This window comes from Novosphingobium sp. ERN07, assembly GCF_012641335.1.
Classification (GTDB): domain Bacteria; phylum Pseudomonadota; class Alphaproteobacteria; order Sphingomonadales; family Sphingomonadaceae; genus Novosphingobium.
This window is the reverse complement of the sequence record NZ_JABAID010000001.1, coordinates 44,443-62,633: the sequence shown is the minus strand read 5'-3', so window position 1 is coordinate 62,633 and position 18,191 is coordinate 44,443. Positions and strand designations below refer to the sequence as shown.

Here is an 18,191-nt window from a genome sequence, read left to right as displayed (position 1 = left end):
AGCCACAGTTTTTGGGATGAAATGTGCCCGATTTGTCGATTCCGTTAGCGGTCCGGCTTTTTTGCTCTATAGTCTTGCCCGCAGAGGAACGTGCCAGCCATCCGGTTTGCCATCGATTCCCTCGTCGCACCGCCGGCTCCCGCGTCCGGCTTGCGGTGCCGTGAAGGTTGGGGCGGATTGAAGGTCTATTGATTTCTATGGGTTTTGACAGAGGGCGGCGCGGTCGCGGCAGAGACAAGCGCGACGGTTTTGGCGACGAGGGCGGCTTTGATCCCTACGGCGGCGGTGGCGGCTTCGGCGGCGGCGGTTTCGGTGATCGCGGCGGCTTCGGCGGTGGTGACCGTTTTGGCGGTGGCGGCAATCGCGGCGGCTTTGGCGGCGGTGATCGCGGCGGCTTCGGCGGCGGTGACCGTGGCGGTTTTGGCGGCGGCGGTGGTGGCGGCTTCGGCGGCCCGCGCGGCGGCGGCGGTGGCGGCTTCGGCGGCCCACGCGGCGGCGGTATGCCTGCTCAGGTGGTTGGCACCGGCAAGGGCGTCGTCAAGTTCTTCAACGGCCAGAAGGGCTTCGGCTTCATTTCACGCGAAGACGGTGGTGAGGACGTGTTCGTCCACATCAGCGCGGTCGAGCGTGCGGGCCTCGAAGGTCTGGCCGAAGGGCAGACGCTCGAATTCAACCTCGTTGATCGTGGCGGCAAGATCTCCGCAGCCGACCTTCAAGTCGTGGGCGATGTGATCCCGGTTGCGGCAAAGCCTGCAAGCCCGCAGCGTGAGCTGACGGGTGAAAAGGCCACCGGAACGGTCAAGTTCTTCAACGCGATGAAGGGCTTCGGCTTCATCACACGCGATGACGGCCAGCCAGATGCTTTCGTGCACATCAGCGCGGTAGAGCGTTCGGGCCTGCGTGAACTGAACGAGGGCGACAAGCTGGAATTCGACCTTGAGGTCGATCGACGAGGCAAGCACTCGGCGGTCAACCTGGTGCCGATTCAGGGTTGATCCCGATTGCATCGCTTCCGGTGATTTGACCGGCGGCTTGCAACCACATACGCGCACAGATGGCGGTCCTTCTGGGGCCGCCATTTGTCGTTTGCGATTCCCCTATTTCCGAATTTTCCGGCGGACAGGTTGTTGTATTCCGCCATCCGGCCATTTTCCGAATGAACAGGAGAGCACTATGTCGATCACCCCGCTGATGCCCGTGTACCCCCGGTGCGGCGTGCGTCCGGTGCGAGGCGAGCATTGCCATCTGATCTCAGAGGATGGGACGCGCTATCTTGACTTCGCCAGCGGCATCGCGGTGAACCTGCTGGGCCATTCGCACGAACATTTGATCGGTGCGATCCAGCGGCAGGCGGCCACGCTGATGCATGTGTCGAACCTCTATGGCAGCCCGCAGGGAGAACATCTGGCGCAGCGTCTGGTGGACCTGACCTTTGCCGATACGGTGTTCTTCACCAATTCGGGTGCGGAGGCGGTGGAGTGCGCGATGAAAACGGCGCGCGCCTATCATTCGGTTGTGGGCAATGACCACAAGTACGAACTGATCACGTTCAAGAACGCCTTCCACGGGCGGACGATGGCCACGATCAGCGCGTCTAATCAGGAAAAGATGCACAAGGGTTTTCTACCCCTGCTGGAAGGCTTCAAGTACGTCGACTTCGACGATCTGGAAGGCGCAAAGGCGGCGATGGGGCCGAATACGGCGGGCTTTCTGGTCGAGCCGATTCAGGGCGAAGGCGGCATCCGCGATGGTTCGGACGAATTCATCAGGGGTCTGCGTGCGCTGTGCGACGAGCATGATCTTGTGCTGATCTTTGACGAAGTGCAGTGCGGCGTGGCGCGCACCGGCACGCTCTATGCCTATGAGCAGTATGGCGTGGAGCCTGACGTGATGGCCACAGCCAAGGGCATTGGCGGCGGCTTCCCGATGGGGGCGTGCCTTGCCACCGAAAAAGCCGCGCGGGGCATGGTCGCGGGCACGCACGGCAGCACGTATGGCGGCAATCCGCTGGCAATGGCTGCGGGTGAAGCCGTGCTTGATGTGGTAGCAAACGAGGCGTTTCTGGCAGAAGTGCGCGCCAAGGGTGAGCGCCTGCGCGGGCGGATCGAACAGTTTATCGGCAACTATCCGAACCTGTTCAAGGGCGTGCGCGGGCGTGGGTTGATGTTGGGCCTCATGATGAATGTCGAACCGCGTCCCTTCGTGGCGCATATGCGCGACAAGCATCAGTTGCTGACCGTTTCTGCCGGAGACAATACTGTGCGGGTGATTCCGCCGCTGGTGATCGACGACAGTCACATTGACGAATTCATGGAGCGGCTTTCGGCCGCTGCCGCCAGCTACGAGCCGGAGGCCGTTGCATCATGACCAGGCATTTCCTCAACCTGACCGACGCGGGCGGCGATGCCGTCGCCGCGATGCTGAACGATGCAATTGATCGCAAGGCGGCGCGCAGCGGTTTGCCTAAGGGCAAGGTCGATGCCGATGCACCGCTGGCGGGGCATGTGCTGGCGATGGTGTTCGAGAAGAACTCCACGCGTACGCGGGTGTCGTTCGATGTGGCCATGCGCCAGCTTGGCGGTTCGGCGCTGATCCTTGATGCGGGGACGACCCAGCTTGGGCGTGGGGAGACGATTGCCGACACGGCGCGCGTTCTCAGCCGCATGGCCGATGCGATCATGCTGCGCACGGATGATCATGCGAAGGTCGAGGAACTGGCGCGCTATGCCACGGTGCCGGTGATAAACGGCCTGACCGACCTTTCGCATCCCTGCCAGATCATGGCCGATCTGCTTACCCTGATCGAACACGGCAAGGCACTGCCGGGGCTGGAAGTGGCGTGGCTGGGCGATGGCAACAATGTGCTCAATTCCGTCGTCGAGGCCGCTGGACTGATGAAGTTCAACGTCCGCATCGGCGTGCCGGAAGGCTATGAAAGCGATGCGATCTTCATCGAGGCGGCGAAGCTCGGCGGGGCCAACGTGCGCTTGGTGCGTGATCCGGTCGAAGCCGTGCGCGGGGCCGATGTTGTCGTGACCGATACGTGGATTTCGATGGGCCAGGCCCATGCCGAAGCTAAACTGGCTGCGATGGAACCATATCAGGTCAACGAAGAACTGATGGCACAAGCCAACTCGGACGCCCTGTTCCTGCACTGCCTGCCAGCTCATCGCGGCGAGGAAGTGACCGATGCGGTGATCGATGGTCCGCGTTCGGTGGTGTGGGACGAAGCTGAAAACCGCATCCATGCGCAGAAATCGGTTCTGCGCTGGGTGTTCGGGCAGCTTTGAAGGAACGAACCAATCGTGAGTGAGCAGGTCCAGCCGTCCACCGGTTTTGACAGGGTGATGCATTTCACGCTGCCCGATCGCAATGCGCGCGGCCGCGCCGTGCGGCTGGGGCCTGTTCTCGACACAGTATTATCTGCCCACGCTTACCCGGCTCCGATCCGGCACCTGCTGGCCGAGGCCTTGGCCATCACAGCGTTGCTCGGTTCGTTGCTGAAGGACCAGGAAGGCCAATTGACGCTGCAGGCGCAGACTCAGGATGGCGTGATCGACCTGCTGGTGTGCGATTATCGCAATGGCGAGTTGCGGGGGTATGTGCGTCATGACCGTGCGCGGCTAGACGAACTGGGGCCGACGCCTTCGTTGTTTTCACTATTTGGTGAGGGCTATCTGGCGATCACGTTCGATCTTGCCGCCACTGGCCAGCGCTACCAAGGGGTAGTGCCGCTGGAGGGCAATTCGCTGGCCGAGGCTTGCGAAAGCTACTTTTTCCAGTCTGAGCAGGTGCCGACACTGATCCGTATCGGGGTGCACAACACACCATCGGGCTGCGTGGCAGGCGGGCTGCTGCTGCAACACCTTCCCGAAGGCGAAGAAGGACGTGAACGGCTTCATGTGCAACTCGATCACCCGGAATGGGAGCATGTGGTTGCTCTGGGTAGTTCGTTGAAGGTCGATGAACTGGTTGATCCCGACCTTGATCTTGAAGGCATGGTGTGGCGGCTGTTCCACGAAGAGCGTGAGATTCGGGTGGAATCCGGGTTGCCAATAACGCGTGGATGTCGCTGCACGATCGAGCATTACCGCGATGTACTTTCACGCTTCGGCAAGCCTGAGCGCGACGAAATGAAGGACGAGAACGGCCTGATCATGGTCGATTGCGCATTCTGCTCACGAGCTTTCGCCATCGATTTGCCCTGAAATTGGGCAGGTTATCGCAAATATGACAGTAATTTTCACGCCTCGGCGCACCTTTGGGGCGTTTCAACGCCGCTGCGGCAATGATATCATGCAGCCATAATGATCGTGCGCACAGTAATGCGGCGGTTTAGGATGCAAGTCTGGGCCATGTTTAAAGCTTTTCCCCTTTACCGCCACTTTGGTCGTGGTGCCGTTCTTGTAGCGACCGCGGCGTGCGGTTTTGCTGCCACATCCGGCGTGGCGCAGGGGCCATCGCTTGCCATGCTTGATCGGCTGGAATCAGGCCTGTGGGAAGTTCGCGCGCGTGATGAGGCAGACACCGTGCAAATCTGCATCGATAATGGTCGCAAGCTGATTCAGATCAGGCATCAGCGCGAAACCTGCCGACGCTTTATAGTTGATGATACGCCGGGTCTGGTCACTGTGCACTATACATGCCCAGCCAATGGATATGGTCATACCCGTGTCCGTTTTGAGAATGCGCGGCTCGCTCATCTCGAAACACAGGGCATCGACAACGGTCTGCCATTCAACTTCGTGGCCGAAGCGCGCCGGATCGGGGCTTGTCGTTGAACGCTGACGTATTAAGTTACACACGAGACCATTGCATCGCTGCTGCCGCCCGGCTAGCCCGGGGGTAATGGTTAAAAGTTCTCCCGATTTCGAAAAGCCGCTTGCTGTCGTCCTCCTGTCGGGAGGGCTTGATTCAATGGTCTGCGCAGCGTTGGCGCAAGAGCAGGGCTTTCGCGTGGCGGCCCTTACCATCGATTATAACCAGCGGCATCGGGTAGAACTCGATGCTGCGCGATCGATTGCTGCACGACTCGAAGTGGCACGCCATGTCGTCCTGCCGCTCGATCTCCGCCAGTTTGGTGGTTCAGCGCTGACCGACGAAATTGCGGTGCCCAAGGATGGTTTGGGGGACGATATTCCGGTGACTTATGTTCCGGCGCGCAATCTTGTGTTTCTGTCGATCGCGTTGGCATGGGCCGAGGCGGCGGGATCCAAGGACCTGTTTATCGGTGTGAATGCGCTCGATTATTCAGGATATCCAGACTGCCGCCCAGAGTTCGTCGAAGGTTTCCAAAGCCTTGCGCGCATTGCAACCAAATTCGGGAGCGAGGGCGGAACAGTGACCGTTCACGCGCCGCTGCAACATTTGAAAAAATCGGAGATCGCGCGCGAAGCAGCGCGACTGGGGCTTGATGTTGGGCAAAGCTGGTCCTGCTACGATCCCCTGCCGGATGGGAGAGCCTGCGGCGTGTGCGACAGTTGTCGTCTGAGGCGCGCAGGATTTGAAGAGGCAGGCCTGAATGACGGAACCCGGTACGGCGGAGAATAGCAGCACCGCACAAGCCTCGCGGCCCCCGCAAGAGGTCTCAGCGTACAGTTGGTACGTGCTGGGCATCTTGGTGCTGGTCTATATCCTCAATTTTGTCGACCGCCAGATTCTCTCGATCCTCGCCAACGATATCAAGCGGGACCTATCGCTCACCGATGCCGATCTGGGGTTCCTTTATGGCACTGCCTTTGCGGTTTTCTATTCGCTTTTCGGCATTCCGTTAGGGCGCTTGGCCGACAGTTGGCACCGGGTCAAGCTGATGAGTTTCGGGCTTGCCGTTTGGTCGGTCATGACCGCGGTTTCGGGCCTGTCGAAATCGGGCGCACAGTTGACAGCGGCGCGGATCGGCGTCGGTGTGGGCGAGGCGACGGCCAGTCCTGCGGCCTATTCGCTCATTTCGGACTATTTTCCGCAGCGTCTCCGCGCCACAGCTCTGGCGATCTATTCGTCCGGCCTGTTCCTTGGAGGTGGCCTTTCGCTATTCATCGGTGGGCATATCCTTGAAGCATGGAATGCGGCCTATCCCGACGGTGGCCCGCTGGGGCTGGTAGGCTGGCAGGCGGCGTTCATGGCCGTGGGCCTGCCTGGCCTTTTGCTCGCGCTCTTGGTTATGACCCTGCGCGAGCCTGTGCGCGGCGCAATCGACGGCTTGATCACGTCGGGATCGCCTCAGCCGTTCAAAGGCTTTGCTGCCGAACTTCTGAATGTCATCCCCCCGTTCACTTTGATCGGAGCGGCACGACGCGGGCCAGTAGCGCTTGCGCTCAACGTTCTTGCTGCTTTTGGGATCGCGGCGACGGCCTATGGTCTTTCACTGCTCTTGGGTCGCACAACTTTGCAGCAGTGGGTTTTTCTGGGGGTAGGGATCTACGCGGTCTATAGCTGGGCGACAGCGCTAAGAGCGCACGATCTGCCCACTTTCCGTCTGATATGGGGAACGCCTGCTTTTCTATGCACGACGCTGGGCTACGGAATGGTCGCCTTCGTGTCCTATGCGTCGTCGTATTGGGGAGCGCCTTATGCCGAACGCGTCTTTGATATCGCCAAAGCCGATCTTGGGCTGACGATAGGGGCGACTGGGGCGCTCGCAGGCTTTCTTGGGGTGATCATAGGTGGGCGTATTGCTGATGCCTTGTTTGCGCGCGGGCCAGCCGGGCGGCTCTATGTCACGCTTTTCGGACTGCTTGCGCCGATTGCGCCGTTGATTGGAGCATATACTACCGAATCCTTTACGGCATTCGTGATCTATTCATTCATCGCGCACATCATGTCCAGCAGTGCTTTGGGCGGCGCTGCCGCTACCAGTCAGTTGCTGGTGCTGCCCCGGATGCGGGGCACTGCCACCGCCACGTTCTTTCTGGCGACGACGCTCGTGGGACTGGCTCTTGGACCATTCATGGCGGGGTATGTTTCGGCAACGAACGGAGACGACTTGGCTACGGGCGTGCTGTCGACGCTCGTGACTGTGCCGATCGGGGTCTTTTTGCTGGTGGTGGCGATCAAATCGGTTCCTGCGGCGCAATCCAGCTTGGAAGGCAGGGCGCGCGCAGCCGGAGAAGCGATCTAGTTGGGCGTATCAGGGGGTGATAACGGAAAGGACGCCGCAGGCAATCCGGCCACCGCTGTTACCGGCGGGATCGGTCTTGTAATCATCGGGGTCTGCATGGACGACGATGGCGCTACCGTCCGCATCAAAGATTGCGGCTCTGAGATCCTCTGATTGGCCGGTCAGGGCCGTCAAGATGGTGCCGGTGCCATCGGGCTTTACAGTGATGTTCGGAAGGTCGCCCATATGGGGCCCTGCAGCGTTCATCGTTCCATGCTTATGGGCCGATGGATTAAGGTGGCCGCCCGCGGTCGTGAAGCCTGGGGCATCGCATTTGCCAGTGGTATGAAGGTGAATGCCGTGGTCGCCGGGCGAAAGGCCCGCGACTTCTGCCCCAAGCTGAATAGCTGCACCGTTTGCGATCAGCGTTGCTTCACCGATACGTTTGCCGGCTGCATCAAGGAGAGTCGCCTGTGCGAATTTTTCCGTCGCTCTTTCCGTTCCCGTTGTGGCGCAAGCTGCCAGCAGGATTGGGGCAGAAATTGCAATTGATGCGCGTTTTGACAGCATTGGTGATCTCCGAGCGGGTGTACACGGATACTATAACGAAAAAGGGGCCGGATTTCTCCGACCCCTCGTTCTTATTTTCGGCAATACCGAAAATTACATGCCCGAACCCGGACCATAGGTGATTTCCACGCGACGGTTCTGAAGTTCGCGAACGCCATCGGCAGTCGGAACGCGCGGGTTGTTTTCACCGAACGCCTGGGTCGTGATCGAGCCATCCGGGATACCGTGCGAGTTCAGGTACGAGCGGACCGACGTGTTACGACGCTCCGAAAGGCCCTGATTGTACTTCGCGGTGCCCGAACGGTCAGCGTAACCGGCAAGCATGATCGGAACACTGGCGCAGTTGCCATAGGCAGTGACCGCGTTGTCGAGGATGGTAGCAGCCTCCGGCGTGATGTCCGACTTATCCCAGTCGAAGAACACAATGTACGGACCCTTGTTGCAGACCGGAGCCGGCGGCGGGGGCGGGGGGGGCGGCGGGGGCGGCGGGGGCGGCGGGGGCGGCGGGGGAGCCGCTTCCTCAACCGGTTCAGCGCCGCCGAAGTTGAAGGTCAGCGTGCCCAGCAGCGAGTGCGAGCGCAGCTTGGTACGAGCATTGGCACCGGCATTGGTCACCAGATCGATGTGGTTCTGGTTGAAGAAGCGGTACTTCAGGCCAACGTCGACGCTCTTGCTCAGCGGAGCGCGGATGCCGGCCAGAGCCTGCCATGCGAAGCCGGTGTCGGAATCGACGATGTTGCGGGGCGTGTCGTTGTAAATCACAGCGACCTTTGCGCGGCTTACGCCAACGCCGCCGCCGACAAAGCCCTGAAGGCCATCATCGGGACCGAAATCGAGAAGGCCATTGACCATGAAGCTCAGTGCTTCCGCGCCACCGCCCAATGCGCCTTCAGGGACGACACGCGACGCGCCGGTGTCGTACGAATCTTCTTCAGCACGACGATAGCTGACTTCGCTTTCAAGGCGGAAGCCGCCGAAGTCATAACCGACGATACCACCGAAGTCATAACCGGTGCGCGTGTTAAGCACACCCTGCTGGTTCGAACCACGCAGGTTTTCGATATCTTCGAGAATCATCGAACCCGCATCGACTTCGACATACCACGAGTCATCTCGTGCGAATGCCGGCGATGCCAAGGCACTAGAAGCCAAGGCTACGCCTAGGACCATTTTCCGCATTATCGTTTCCCCTTTAAGCGACATCATGCCACGTCGTGCAGGTTGTCTACCGGTTCCAAAGTGGTCATGCAAGCGGACAAACACACCGACTGTTGCACAAAAACAACGGAATTGCTCCATTGTGCAATACAACGCTCGGCTGGTTGCGCCCTCATGTGCCGGTGGAATGCAAGGATGCCTGTTTGGTTCCTAAACGGGCGTCGAAAAAATTCCGACAACCTTCAACGCTGCTATAATTGCACTAATTGCATCGCGCGCTTCGACATCAATTACTGCGCCGCCGGCCGGTGCAGCAGGAGCGTTGGCAAGCTGCCAGTCGTCCGCGAAAATGCGCATAGCTCCGGCTTCCAGATCCTGCACGCGCAAACCGCGTGAAGGGAGGACAAAGCGCCAGCCTCCGTCTGACCAGCTCGCCAAGGCGCTTGCTTGGCCTGAAAAAGCTCCTGTCGGAAGATTTCCCACAATCCAGACCTGCCCCGTTACGGGAGATGATGGTGGTGAATTCCGCACACCTTCCACGCCGCCGCCAACAAGCATGTCGAGAACGACAAGAGCTTCGTTGACGGTCGCCTCCTTCTGCGATTGGCCCACGAGCATGGCTATGCTGCGGCCCGCGCAAACTCTCCGGCTCCGCTGCCGAATACAGGAAAGCCTGCGCTCCGTTTGGCCACACCACACGGCGCACCGAACTTTCGAACACGGGCCGCTGCCACGGTGCGCCAATGGACAGAAGACCGCTTTCGCCTTCCACCATCACGCTGCGCGCTTCGTGCAGCGAAGCCCCCACCAGCGCGATCCGCGCATCGGGGTTGCTTTCGGCCACCTTGCGCACCCATTCGGCACCCAGCCGTGTCTTGCCGAACCCGCGCCCGGCCATGACCAGCCACACCCGCCAGTCTCCAACTGGGGCCTGCTGGCTTTCCCGCCCCCAGACTTTCCAGTCATAGGGCCATTCTTCGATCTCCTTCTTGGGAATGCGCTTCATCAGCGCTGCAATCTGCTCGTCGCTCGCCTCGGCCAGCCAGTTCAGAAAGCCGTCACTCACCACAAGCGGCCTTGCGGCTGGCCAGCACTTCGTCGCGCATATCCAGCAACCGTTTGTGCAGCGATGCGCGCACCTCTTCCACATCGGCGTTGTCGCGGATCGCCCGCTCCTTAGCGACCGTTTCGCGGTGCTGCGAAAGCAGCCGCAGCGCGGTGGCATTGTCGAACTTGGCGTCCCCATCCTTCGGTTCGCCAAAGCGCAAGCGGTGCAGCACTTCCATTTCCAGCAGGTCGTACCCTTCGCACAGCGCCTCGCGCCATTGCGTGGCAAATTCGTTCTCGGTCCGCTTCACCTTGTAGGCGTGGCTGGGATCGATCCTGGCCTTGCGCGCCGCCGCGCTCACGTTCGATGTTTCGGCCAGCGTGGCCAGAAAGTGCTTTCTCCAATGGCGGTTGTTCGGCTTGTCCGATGTCTTGTGCGCAGCAGAAATCCTCGTCCGGCGCGTGCCGGACTTGGACGGAGTCGATCCGGCCATGCGTGCCCATCCTCGGTGCTAGATTGATATGGTCAAAGGCGTCTCGCGGCCCGTCCTCCCTTCACTTGGGAACGACTCGGTCTTTTGCGATGTTCCTGTTATGTACCGAATGAGCGTGACGATGTCAACCAAAAAGTGCCAAATAGGTTCGCGGCAATTCCGCTGGCAGAAAGCGCGCGTCTTCCCTAAACGCTGCACCGCAACAACCGCAGGACCGAAGATGCTCCGCCGTCTCTACGAATGGACAATGGCCAAGGCCGCGCACCCCCATGCCGAATGGTGGCTGGCGCTGTTCGCGTTCATGGAAGCCAGCTTCTTCCCCATCCCGCCGCACCCGCTGCTCGGCCTGATGTGCCTTGCCGAACCCAAAAAAGCCGTGCGCTTCGCTGCCATCGCCACCGTTGCCTCGGTCGTGGGCGGGATGCTCGGCTATGCCATCGGTTATGGCCTATATGATACCGTCGGCACCCAACTCCTCGCCGCGCTGGGCCTGTCGGAAAGCTTCCCCAAGGCCGCGTGCTACCTGCGCGAATACGGGGCAGAGATCATCATGCTAAAGGGCGCCACGCCCATCCCGTTCAAGCTACTGACCATCACCGCAGGCTTCATCCAGATGCCGCTCGTCCCGTTCATCCTGTCGAGCGTGGTCTCGCGCTCGATCAGCTTCATGATCGTCGGCGTCCTGTTCCGCCTGTTCGGCGCCCCGATCAAGCGCTTCATCGACAAGTATCTGGGCCTCGTCACGGTCGGCTTCGTGCTGCTCGTCGTCGGTGGCTTCCTTGCCGTCACCATGCTTGGCGGTGGTGGTGAAACGGCGGAAACCAAGGCGAAGTGCGAACAGGCATCGGCGATTACCGCAGGATAATCCGCCAAGATCATCCCCTTGCCTTGGCCACCGCCGTCGCGCCATCCTTGCGCTCATGTTGACGCTCTATCACTGCCACAACGCCCGCTCTTTCCGCGCACTCTGGGCGCTGGAGGAAATGGGCCTGCCCTATGAACTCCACGTCCTGCCGTTCCCCCCGCGTAAACGGCACGAAGGGATGCACGATCTCAACCCGCTGGGCACGATCCCGGTCCTGTTCGATGGCGATGCGCGGCTGACCGAAAGCGTCGCCATTCCGCACTATCTCGCCACCAGATACGGTCCCACCGATCTTGCCGTGGCCCCGCAAGAGCCCGATTACGCCGCCTATCTCAACTTCCTCGTCATGGGCGAAGCTACGCTCACCTTCCCGCAGACCATCCACTTGCGCTATCAGGTCTTCGCCAAGCCAGAAGACCGCCGCCCCGAAATTGCGCGCGATTACGCCGAATGGTTCGGCTCGCGCCTGCGCAATGCCGAAACGCTGATGGGTGCAGACTATGCCGCCGCCAACCGCTTCACGATGGCCGACATTTCGGTCGGCTACGCGGTAATGCTCGCGCTTTCGGTCGGCCTCGAAGAATTCGTGTCCGAACCAATGCGCGCCTACTTTGCGCACCTGAAACAGCGCCCCGCTTTCCAACGCGCGATTGCCGCGCAGCAGCCCAAGCTCTAAGCCGCCCTCAATGACCCTTATCGCCTTCAACAAACCCTACGGCGTCCTGTGTCAGTTCACCGATGAACGCACCGGTCCGCCGCGCCCCACGCTAGCGGACTATATCCAGCGCCCCGGCGTCTATCCCGCAGGCCGCCTCGATCACGATAGCGAAGGCCTGCTTCTGCTGACTGACGATGGCCGTCTGCAAGCGCGCATTGCCGATCCACGCTTCAAACTGCCCAAAACCTATCTTGCCCAAGTCGAAGGCATCCCCGACGAAGCTGCGCTAAACGCCCTGCGCAAAGGCGTCCGCCTGAAAGACGGATTGACGCTCCCCGCCGAAGCAGCCCTGATCGAAGACCCTGCCCTTTGGCCCCGCGATCCCCCGATCCGCGTCCGCAAATCCATCCCCGACACTTGGGTGCGCCTCACTATCCGCGAAGGCCGAAACCGCCAGATCCGCCGCATGACCGCCGCCGTCGGCCACCCCACCCTACGCCTCGTCCGCTGGCAAATCGGAGACTGGTCGCTGGAAGGCCTCGCGCCTGGCGAATGGCGCGAAGTTTCGGGGCTATAATGCACTTCTTTCGAATAATGGTCTTCGCCGCCGCTTTCCTCGCATCTGGGTTTGCGGTCGGCTGGCTCGCCAAGGCCTTTGTTGATCGTGACGCTTGTCTCGATGCAGGCGGGCGCTGGGAAACGCGCGGAAACTATTGTTACGGCGCGCGCCCGGTTGAAGGCTGACTTCAGCGCTTCTTCGCGCCCAGCTTCTCCGCCTCGGCAATCGCCGCCTTGGCAATCGGCTCCATCACCGCATAACCCTTGGCATTCGGATGAATCCCATCGGGCGCAAGATCGGGATTGATCCCGCCTTCGGCATTCACCAGCGCTGCGTGATAATCTGCAAACGCCGCCCCGCGCGTCTTGGCGAAAGCCTTTAGCCACGTATTCAGCGCCACCACCTGCTTTGCTGGCATAAGCTGGGGCTTCCACGGAAACTTCGCGGCGGGCAAGATGCTGCCGATCACCACGGCAATACCGTTGGCCTGCGCCAGATCGACCATTGCAGTCACGTGGTTGGTGTACATTTCCGGGCTGCTCGGCCCGGTGTTGCCGGCCAGATCGTTGGTGCCGATCATGATGTGGACGACCTTGGGTTTCAGCCGCACCACATCCTGATAGAACCGCACCAGAATCTGCGGGCTGGTCTGCCCGCTGATCCCGCGACCGACCGCACCGCTCACGAACAGTGAAGGCGCAAGACCCACCCAGTTTTCGGTAATGGAATCCCCGATGAACACCACGCGCGGGCGCTGCGCGAGTTGCTTGTCCGCCTCGGCAAAGCGACACTGCCACGCCCAGTCGTATTGCCGGACATAAGGATGAGCAAAGTTCAGCCCGCGCTGGTCTGCGGGGCAGGGCTTGTCCATCATGCCTTCGCCCGGTGGCGTAACCACCGTGGGCGGGGCATTCTGCGCCAGAACCGGCGTTGCCGCCAGCGCTATCAAAGCCCACAACGCAAACCGCATCAGATGATCCCCACGGCCTTTCCAGCGCGTTCGAACATGCCGATGATCGTCTGCACCTGATCTGCGGAATGCTCCGCGCACAGCGAACAGCGCAGCAGCGTCATCCCCGCAGGCGTTGCAGGTGGGCGGGCAAGGTTCACGTAAAGCCCTTCCTTGAGCAGCGCTTCCCACATCGCCGCGCCGCGTTCCAGATCGGGCATGATCACCGCGATGATCGCGCTCTGCGGCTCGTCGGTGCCTAGAGTGAAACCCTTGTCGCGAAGACCCTTGTGCAGCGTTTTGGAATTTTCCCATAGATGCGCGCGCTTGTTTGCGCCGTGCATCAGCTTGCGGATCGAAGTGGCGGCCGTGTGCACAACGCTCGGCGGAAGCGATGCGGTGAACACATAGGGGCGGCAGACCAGTCGCAGAATCTCGAACTTCGGATGGTTCGAAACGCAGAATCCGCCCACCGTGCCGACCGATTTGGAGAACGTGCCGATCACGAAATCCACGTCTTCAAGACAGCCCTGATCCTCGGCCACGCCGCGCCCGTTGGGGCCGATGAAGCCCATCGAATGCGCCTCGTCCACCAGCACCATCGCGCCGTTTTCCTTGGCGACGCGGATCATCTCCTTCAGCGGGGCGATGTCGCCCAGCATCGAATAGACGCCTTCCAGCACCACCAGCTTGCCCGCACCTTCGGGAATGCGCTTCAGGCGTTTTTCCATCGCCACGATATCGTTGTGCTTGAACGGCACCACTTCGGCGTCGCCCATCTTGCAGCCGTCCCAGATGGAAGCATGGCTGTCGATGTCGAGCACGATGTAATCGCCCTTGCCCGCCATCGTGCTGATGATGCCAAGGTTCGCCTGATAGCCGGTGGAAAAGACCATCGCGTGGTCCATTCCATAGAACTCTTTCAGCGCCTCTTCGCAGGCCTTGTGCCCGGCGTAGGTGCCGTTCAGCACGCGGCTGCCGGTCGTGCCCGAACCGTAGTCGTCCAGCGCCTCCTTGCCCGCCGCGATCACGTCGGGGTCAAAGGTCATGCCCATGTAGTTGTAGGTGCCCAGCAGGATCGTCTCGCGCCCGTTGCACACGGCCACGGTGGGCGAAATCACCCGCTCCATCACCAGATTGAACGGGTCTTCCACCCCACCCGCCAGCAGTGCGCGGCGCTGTTCGATCAACGGGTCGAACTTGTTGAAAAGATCCGTCATCGGCTTATCCCTGAAGCTTCGTCACCGCATCGATCAATTGGCCGTAGTTCTCGATCTCGGCCTGTTGGTTCATGCTGATGATGATGTCGAAATCGTCCTCGATTGCCGCCACAAAGTCCATCACGGTCAGGCTGTCCCATTCAAGGTCACCGGCAAATGTCGTCGCCTCGGTGATCGCTACGCCCTTCTTGTTGAAAGGCTCGATCAGTTCGGCAATCTTTTCAGCGGTTGCGGCGCGATCCATCAATTCTTCTCCAATGGGCAAGAGACACGCGCCCCTGCCAGACGATTGAGGCCGAAAAGCGGCCATTGCCGCCGCTTGTCAAGCACTCGCCCCTTGTGTCATCCCGGTTATCCGCGAAACTCGACGGAAATGTACGTGTGGGGGAATCATGGCAGAGACTGTAACGCAGCCTGAACCGGCACCCGAACCGCCTAAAGCTGCGCCGTCGATGCCTTCGCCGTCCGGCTTTTCCAACCACGCCATCCACCTCGTCCGCACCAGCCAGCAGATCAACCTTTCGCTGAGCCAGATGGCCGATTCCAAAGCGTCGATCCTGATGGGCGCGACCTTCGTGGTCTTCACCATTTCGGTGGGACAGGCAAAGAGCGGGGCAATGCCGTGGTCGCTTGGCGTGCTGGCCCTTTTCGCTTTCGTTTCAGCGATGTGTGCCGTGTTCACTGTACTGCCATCAATCAGCGGGCCAAAGGCGGCGAAACTGAACGATGGCAAGCCGAACAAGCTTTTCTTCGGCTATTTCACGCACATGGACGAAGAGGAATGGACCCAATCCATCCTTGACGATCTGCGCGCCGACGAAACGATCTTCCGCACCATGCTGCACGATATCTACCAGAACGGGCAGGTCTTGCAGCGCAAGAAATACCGTTATCTCTCAATCGCCTATCGCAGTTTCATGGTCGGCTTGTGCCTCACCTCGATCACCTTTGTGGTCGAATACGTCGTGCGGTATTCCTGAACGCTTCTCCCCTCCCGCAGGCGTGAGGGGCCGGGGGAGGGCATGTGCACTAAACCAGCGCGTTCACCGCCACCATGAACGGCCCGATCGACACCGGCTTTGCTAGATAACCCTCTGCCCCCGCATCGCGGATCGCCTCTTCATCGCCCTTGCCGGCATAGGCGGTGACGGCGAGGACCGGTATGGCTTTAAGTTCCTCGTCCGCTTTCAATTGTTCAATCAGGTCCATGCCGGAAACGTCGGGCAACTGAATGTCCATGATGACAAGGTGCGGCATGAACAGGCGCGTCTTTTCTATCGCCTCGCGCCCGTCTGCCACGGGCTCCACCTCGAATCCCTTGGCGCGCAAAAGGTCGCAGAACAGCTTGCGGTTAAGGTCGTTGTCCTCGACAACCAGAATTCTTTTTGCCACTGACACGCCTGTTTTCCGAACTGCACCTAGATGCACCTAAACGCCCCTTATGCCCCGCGAAAGGCCCTGACAATCATCCGAGAGCCTTCCTCCACGCCAGATGTGGCAGCCCTTGCCCTGCAAGCGCTCGGCTGGGTGCTGTCCGATGGTGATCGCGCCGAGCGCTTCCTTGGACTTACGGGACTGACACCCGATGAACTGCGAGCCGGTCTTGGAGATTCTTCCATTCTGGCGGCAGTTCTGGAATTTCTCGCCAATCACGAAGCCGATCTTGTCAACGCGGCCTTCGCGCTCGACATTTCGCCCGAAGCCCTGATCGCAGCCCAGAAGGAATTGTCATGAGCCGCCCCCTGATCGTCAGCGATTGTGACGAGGTGCTGCTGCACATGGTCGCCCCGTTCCGTGACTGGCTGGGGGAAAAGGAAGGCGTGTCGTTCAAGATGGACAGCGCCGATTTTTCCAAGGCGATGCGTTATGCCAAGGATGGCAGCCTGGTTGCGCCGGAGCAGATCTGGAGCTTGCTCAACAAGTTCTTCGACACGGAAATGTATCGTCAGCAGGCCATCGCAGGGGCAGTTGCCGGGATCAACAAGGTTGCCGAAGACGCAGATGTGGTGATCCTGACCAACCTCAACGATCACCGCCGCGATATGCGCGCGCGCCAACTGGCCGATGTGGGCATTAATGCGCGCGTCTTTACCAATCAGGGGCCGAAAGGCCCGGCGCTCAAGGCGATTCTGGATGAATACAATCCGTCGCGCGCGCTGTTCATCGATGATCTGCCGCAGCACCATGATTCGGTTTCGCAACTGACGCCGGACGTGATCCGTCTGCACCTTTGCGGCGAACCGTTGCTTGCCCCGCACATCGATTGCGCGCATCAGGCGGGTCATGCCCATGCGCGGATCGATCAATGGGAAGCGGCGCTGCCCTGGATCCTCGAACAAATTCATGGAGAAGATGCGTGACTGACAGCGTAGAAGCCCGGCTGGCGGAACTCGGCCACACCCTGCCGCAGGCCGCCGCGCCCGTGGCCGCCTATGTTCCTACGGTCGAGGTGAACGGCCTGCTCCACGTATCGGGACAACTGCCGTTCATCGATGGCAAACTGGTGACCGGCCGCTTGGGCGAAGACGTTTCGACCGAACAGGGCACCGCCGCCGCGCAGGCCTGCGGACTGATGATCCTCGCGCAGGTAAAGGCCGCGCTCGGCTCGCTCGACCGGGTAGAGCGCGTGGTGAAGCTGGGCGCGTTCATCTCCTCGAACGGCACGTTCACCGATCAGCCCAAAGTGGCCAACGGCGCGTCCGAACTGATGGTCGCCGCCTTTGGCGATGCCGGAAAGCACGCGCGCAGTGCGGTGGGTGTGCCGGTGTTGCCGCTTGGCGCTGCGGTGGAAGTCGATGCTGTCCTTGCCGTTCGCCCTTCTTGACCGCTTCCTTGCCCCCGCGCCGAAAGAGGCGCGGGTCGGCTGGCTGAAGGGGCGCATTTATGCCCATCGCGGGCTGCATGGTCCCGGCGCGCCTGAAAACTCGCCCAAGGCTTTTGCGCTCGCCATCGAGCGCGGCTTGGGCATCGAATGCGATGTGCAGCGCACCGTCGATGGACACGCGGTGGTGTTCCACGATTGGGAGCTTGATCGCCTGACCGCCGAGACGGGCGCGGTGATCGATCGCCGGGCCGATGATCTGGCGAAGATCCCGCTGACGGGCGGCACCGATTGCATCCCCACCTTGCGCGCGTTTCTTGATCAGGTGGCGGGCAAGGTTCCGGTGCTGATCGAATTGAAATCCAAGAAGGAAATCCGTGCCGCCCCGCTGTGCCTTGCCGTGCGCCGCGCGCTCGAAGGCTATCGCGGCGAAGTGGCGGTGATGAGCTTCGATCCGCGCGTCAGTCGCTGGTTCTCGCGCCATTCGCCGCACATCGTCCACGGCCTTGTGGTGACGGAGAACGGCAGCCGCACGCTGCCCGCTACGGTGGAGCTGCATCTGGCCTTCTGGCAGGCGCGCCCGCAGTTTCTGGCGTGGGACGTGCGCGACTTGCCCAGCAAGTTCGTGGCGGCGCAGCGCTGGCGCGGTTTTCCGGTGCTGACATGGACGGTGCGCTCCGCCGAGCACGCCGCGCGCGCGGCAGACTGTGCCGATGGACCTATTGCCGAAGGCGCTGGCGTGGGGGCATAAAGC

At 60.9% G+C, this 18,191-nt stretch carries 24 protein-coding genes and 1 pseudogene; 16 read left to right on the top strand and 9 right to left on the bottom strand.

Features of this window, described 5'->3' with window-relative positions; genetic code table 11:
- Positions 1-197 precede the first annotated feature (197 nt).
- From HGI47_RS22985 to HGI47_RS00340, 7 genes are all read left to right on the top strand, one after another.
- A complete protein-coding gene (locus HGI47_RS22985; protein WP_168850802.1) occupies positions 198-995 on the top strand; it encodes a cold-shock protein in 798 nt (265 codons plus the stop codon).
- A gap of 178 nt (positions 996-1,173) precedes the next feature.
- Positions 1,174-2,367: an aspartate aminotransferase family protein gene (locus HGI47_RS00365; RefSeq protein WP_168850801.1), complete on the top strand. Its 1,194-nt coding sequence runs from the start codon at positions 1,174-1,176 to the stop codon at positions 2,365-2,367.
- Positions 2,364-3,290 carry an ornithine carbamoyltransferase gene (argF, locus tag HGI47_RS00360; RefSeq protein WP_168850800.1) on the top strand — a complete coding sequence of 309 codons (927 nt, stop codon included), beginning with the start codon at positions 2,364-2,366 and terminating at the stop codon, positions 3,288-3,290. The genes HGI47_RS00365 and argF overlap by 4 nt, the downstream gene beginning before the upstream one ends.
- Positions 3,291-3,347: 57 nt before the next feature.
- Positions 3,348-4,208 (top strand): Hsp33 family molecular chaperone HslO, encoded by an 861-nt coding sequence (locus HGI47_RS00355; protein WP_168851296.1) that lies wholly within the window; start codon positions 3,348-3,350, stop codon positions 4,206-4,208.
- A gap of 99 nt (positions 4,209-4,307) precedes the next feature.
- Positions 4,308-4,781, top strand: coding sequence for a hypothetical protein (locus HGI47_RS00350; protein WP_240949898.1), 474 nt, complete (start codon positions 4,308-4,310; stop codon positions 4,779-4,781).
- A gap of 67 nt (positions 4,782-4,848) precedes the next feature.
- Complete coding sequence (gene queC / locus HGI47_RS00345; protein WP_168850799.1) at positions 4,849-5,550, top strand: 7-cyano-7-deazaguanine synthase QueC; 702 nt, start codon at positions 4,849-4,851, stop codon at positions 5,548-5,550.
- Entirely contained in the window at positions 5,522-7,117 is a 1,596-nt protein-coding gene (locus tag HGI47_RS00340; RefSeq protein WP_168850798.1) for an MFS transporter, read from the top strand. Before queC ends, HGI47_RS00340 begins: the two co-directional genes overlap by 29 nt.
- A gap of 9 nt (positions 7,118-7,126) precedes the next feature.
- On the opposite strand, the gene HGI47_RS00335 is transcribed toward HGI47_RS00340, so the two are convergent.
- The 5 genes and pseudogenes from HGI47_RS00335 to HGI47_RS00315 all read right to left on the bottom strand — a co-directional run bounded on the left by HGI47_RS00335 (position 7,127) and on the right by HGI47_RS00315 (position 10,365).
- On the bottom strand, positions 7,127-7,666 hold the full coding sequence (locus HGI47_RS00335) for a superoxide dismutase family protein (protein WP_168850797.1): 540 nt from the start codon (positions 7,664-7,666) through the stop codon (positions 7,127-7,129).
- A gap of 93 nt (positions 7,667-7,759) precedes the next feature.
- Positions 7,760-8,845, bottom strand: a complete 1,086-nt coding sequence (locus HGI47_RS00330; protein WP_168850796.1) for an OmpA family protein — start codon at positions 8,843-8,845, stop codon at positions 7,760-7,762.
- A 189-nt stretch (positions 8,846-9,034) separates the two neighbouring features.
- Positions 9,035-9,436 (bottom strand): DUF2793 domain-containing protein, encoded by a 402-nt coding sequence (locus HGI47_RS00325; protein WP_370521609.1) that lies wholly within the window; start codon positions 9,434-9,436, stop codon positions 9,035-9,037.
- 1 nt (position 9,437) lies between these two features.
- A pseudogene (locus HGI47_RS00320) lies at positions 9,438-9,830 on the bottom strand (terminase large subunit domain-containing protein); the annotation flags it as partial.
- Between the two features lie 52 nt (positions 9,831-9,882).
- On the bottom strand, positions 9,883-10,365 hold the full coding sequence (locus tag HGI47_RS00315) for a hypothetical protein (protein WP_168850794.1): 483 nt from the start codon (positions 10,363-10,365) through the stop codon (positions 9,883-9,885).
- A 220-nt stretch (positions 10,366-10,585) separates the two neighbouring features.
- Between HGI47_RS00315 and HGI47_RS00310 the strand changes: the two genes are divergently transcribed.
- From HGI47_RS00310 to HGI47_RS00295, 4 genes are read left to right on the top strand one after another with little or no spacing between them, the layout of a single operon-like run.
- Positions 10,586-11,230: a YqaA family protein gene (locus HGI47_RS00310; protein ID WP_168850793.1), complete on the top strand. Its 645-nt coding sequence runs from the start codon at positions 10,586-10,588 to the stop codon at positions 11,228-11,230.
- 55 nt (positions 11,231-11,285) lie between these two features.
- Complete coding sequence (locus tag HGI47_RS00305; protein ID WP_168850792.1) at positions 11,286-11,906, top strand: glutathione S-transferase family protein; 621 nt, start codon at positions 11,286-11,288, stop codon at positions 11,904-11,906.
- A 10-nt stretch (positions 11,907-11,916) separates the two neighbouring features.
- On the top strand, positions 11,917-12,465 hold the full coding sequence (locus HGI47_RS00300; RefSeq protein ID WP_168850791.1) for a pseudouridine synthase: 549 nt from the start codon (positions 11,917-11,919) through the stop codon (positions 12,463-12,465).
- Positions 12,465-12,632 (top strand): hypothetical protein, encoded by a 168-nt coding sequence (locus tag HGI47_RS00295; RefSeq protein WP_206065901.1) that lies wholly within the window; start codon positions 12,465-12,467, stop codon positions 12,630-12,632. Before HGI47_RS00300 ends, HGI47_RS00295 begins: the two co-directional genes overlap by 1 nt.
- A gap of 2 nt (positions 12,633-12,634) precedes the next feature.
- Here HGI47_RS00295 and HGI47_RS00290 read toward each other — a convergent pair whose 3' ends face one another.
- Genes HGI47_RS00290 through HGI47_RS00280 form a run of 3 tightly spaced genes read right to left on the bottom strand, consistent with a single transcriptional unit; the run spans position 12,635 to position 14,860 of the window.
- Positions 12,635-13,417, bottom strand: coding sequence for a GDSL-type esterase/lipase family protein (locus HGI47_RS00290; protein WP_168850789.1), 783 nt, complete (start codon positions 13,415-13,417; stop codon positions 12,635-12,637).
- Positions 13,417-14,616 carry an aminotransferase class I/II-fold pyridoxal phosphate-dependent enzyme gene (locus HGI47_RS00285; RefSeq protein ID WP_168850788.1) on the bottom strand — a complete coding sequence of 400 codons (1,200 nt, stop codon included), beginning with the start codon at positions 14,614-14,616 and terminating at the stop codon, positions 13,417-13,419. Before HGI47_RS00285 ends, HGI47_RS00290 begins: the two co-directional genes overlap by 1 nt.
- Positions 14,617-14,620: 4 nt before the next feature.
- Entirely contained in the window at positions 14,621-14,860 is a 240-nt protein-coding gene (locus tag HGI47_RS00280) for an acyl carrier protein (RefSeq protein ID WP_168850787.1), read from the bottom strand.
- A 148-nt stretch (positions 14,861-15,008) separates the two neighbouring features.
- Here HGI47_RS00280 and HGI47_RS00275 point away from each other — a divergent pair, with 148 nt between their 5' ends.
- Positions 15,009-15,596: a Pycsar system effector family protein gene (locus HGI47_RS00275; RefSeq protein WP_240949897.1), complete on the top strand. Its 588-nt coding sequence runs from the start codon at positions 15,009-15,011 to the stop codon at positions 15,594-15,596.
- Positions 15,597-15,645: 49 nt separating this feature from the next.
- Here HGI47_RS00275 and HGI47_RS00270 read toward each other — a convergent pair whose 3' ends face one another.
- Entirely contained in the window at positions 15,646-16,008 is a 363-nt protein-coding gene (locus HGI47_RS00270; protein WP_168850786.1) for a response regulator, read from the bottom strand.
- Between the two features lie 102 nt (positions 16,009-16,110).
- Here HGI47_RS00270 and HGI47_RS00265 point away from each other — a divergent pair, with 102 nt between their 5' ends.
- From HGI47_RS00265 to HGI47_RS00250, 4 genes are read left to right on the top strand one after another with little or no spacing between them, the layout of a single operon-like run.
- Positions 16,111-16,350 carry a DUF3572 family protein gene (locus tag HGI47_RS00265; RefSeq protein ID WP_370521579.1) on the top strand — a complete coding sequence of 80 codons (240 nt, stop codon included), beginning with the start codon at positions 16,111-16,113 and terminating at the stop codon, positions 16,348-16,350.
- Positions 16,347-16,976, top strand: a complete 630-nt coding sequence (locus HGI47_RS00260) for an HAD family hydrolase (protein WP_168850784.1) — start codon at positions 16,347-16,349, stop codon at positions 16,974-16,976. The genes HGI47_RS00265 and HGI47_RS00260 overlap by 4 nt, the downstream gene beginning before the upstream one ends.
- Positions 16,973-17,440 carry a RidA family protein gene (locus HGI47_RS00255; RefSeq protein WP_370521578.1) on the top strand — a complete coding sequence of 156 codons (468 nt, stop codon included), beginning with the start codon at positions 16,973-16,975 and terminating at the stop codon, positions 17,438-17,440. Before HGI47_RS00260 ends, HGI47_RS00255 begins: the two co-directional genes overlap by 4 nt.
- Complete coding sequence (locus HGI47_RS00250; RefSeq protein WP_240949896.1) at positions 17,421-18,188, top strand: glycerophosphodiester phosphodiesterase family protein; 768 nt, start codon at positions 17,421-17,423, stop codon at positions 18,186-18,188. The genes HGI47_RS00255 and HGI47_RS00250 overlap by 20 nt, the downstream gene beginning before the upstream one ends.
- The last annotated feature ends 3 nt before the right edge of the window (positions 18,189-18,191 follow it).

Excerpts from the sequence above, each read along its gene's own strand:
- HGI47_RS00260 (WP_168850784.1), top strand. The coding sequence starts at position 16,347 with ATGAGCCGCCCCCTGATCGTCAGCGATTGTGACGAGGTGCTGCTGCAC.
- queC (WP_168850799.1), top strand. The coding sequence starts at position 4,849 with ATGGTTAAAAGTTCTCCCGATTTCGAAAAGCCGCTTGCTGTCGTCCTC.
- HGI47_RS00310 (WP_168850793.1), top strand. The coding sequence starts at position 10,586 with ATGCTCCGCCGTCTCTACGAATGGACAATGGCCAAGGCCGCGCACCCC.
- HGI47_RS00315 (WP_168850794.1), bottom strand. The coding sequence starts at position 10,365 with ATGGCCGGATCGACTCCGTCCAAGTCCGGCACGCGCCGGACGAGGATT.
- HGI47_RS00340 (WP_168850798.1), top strand. The coding sequence starts at position 5,522 with ATGACGGAACCCGGTACGGCGGAGAATAGCAGCACCGCACAAGCCTCG.
- HGI47_RS00335 (WP_168850797.1), bottom strand. The coding sequence starts at position 7,666 with ATGCTGTCAAAACGCGCATCAATTGCAATTTCTGCCCCAATCCTGCTG.
- HGI47_RS00300 (WP_168850791.1), top strand. The coding sequence starts at position 11,917 with ATGACCCTTATCGCCTTCAACAAACCCTACGGCGTCCTGTGTCAGTTC.
- HGI47_RS00350 (WP_240949898.1), top strand. The coding sequence starts at position 4,308 with ATGATCGTGCGCACAGTAATGCGGCGGTTTAGGATGCAAGTCTGGGCC.
- HGI47_RS00305 (WP_168850792.1), top strand. The coding sequence starts at position 11,286 with ATGTTGACGCTCTATCACTGCCACAACGCCCGCTCTTTCCGCGCACTC.
- HGI47_RS00275 (WP_240949897.1), top strand. The coding sequence starts at position 15,009 with ATGGCAGAGACTGTAACGCAGCCTGAACCGGCACCCGAACCGCCTAAA.
- HGI47_RS00290 (WP_168850789.1), bottom strand. The coding sequence starts at position 13,417 with ATGCGGTTTGCGTTGTGGGCTTTGATAGCGCTGGCGGCAACGCCGGTT.
- HGI47_RS00280 (WP_168850787.1), bottom strand. The coding sequence starts at position 14,860 with ATGGATCGCGCCGCAACCGCTGAAAAGATTGCCGAACTGATCGAGCCT.
- argF (WP_168850800.1), top strand. The coding sequence starts at position 2,364 with ATGACCAGGCATTTCCTCAACCTGACCGACGCGGGCGGCGATGCCGTC.
- HGI47_RS00295 (WP_206065901.1), top strand. The coding sequence starts at position 12,465 with ATGCACTTCTTTCGAATAATGGTCTTCGCCGCCGCTTTCCTCGCATCT.
- HGI47_RS00355 (WP_168851296.1), top strand. The coding sequence starts at position 3,348 with ATGCATTTCACGCTGCCCGATCGCAATGCGCGCGGCCGCGCCGTGCGG.
- HGI47_RS22985 (WP_168850802.1), top strand. The coding sequence starts at position 198 with ATGGGTTTTGACAGAGGGCGGCGCGGTCGCGGCAGAGACAAGCGCGAC.
- HGI47_RS00285 (WP_168850788.1), bottom strand. The coding sequence starts at position 14,616 with ATGACGGATCTTTTCAACAAGTTCGACCCGTTGATCGAACAGCGCCGC.
- HGI47_RS00330 (WP_168850796.1), bottom strand. The coding sequence starts at position 8,845 with ATGCGGAAAATGGTCCTAGGCGTAGCCTTGGCTTCTAGTGCCTTGGCA.
- HGI47_RS00365 (WP_168850801.1), top strand. The coding sequence starts at position 1,174 with ATGTCGATCACCCCGCTGATGCCCGTGTACCCCCGGTGCGGCGTGCGT.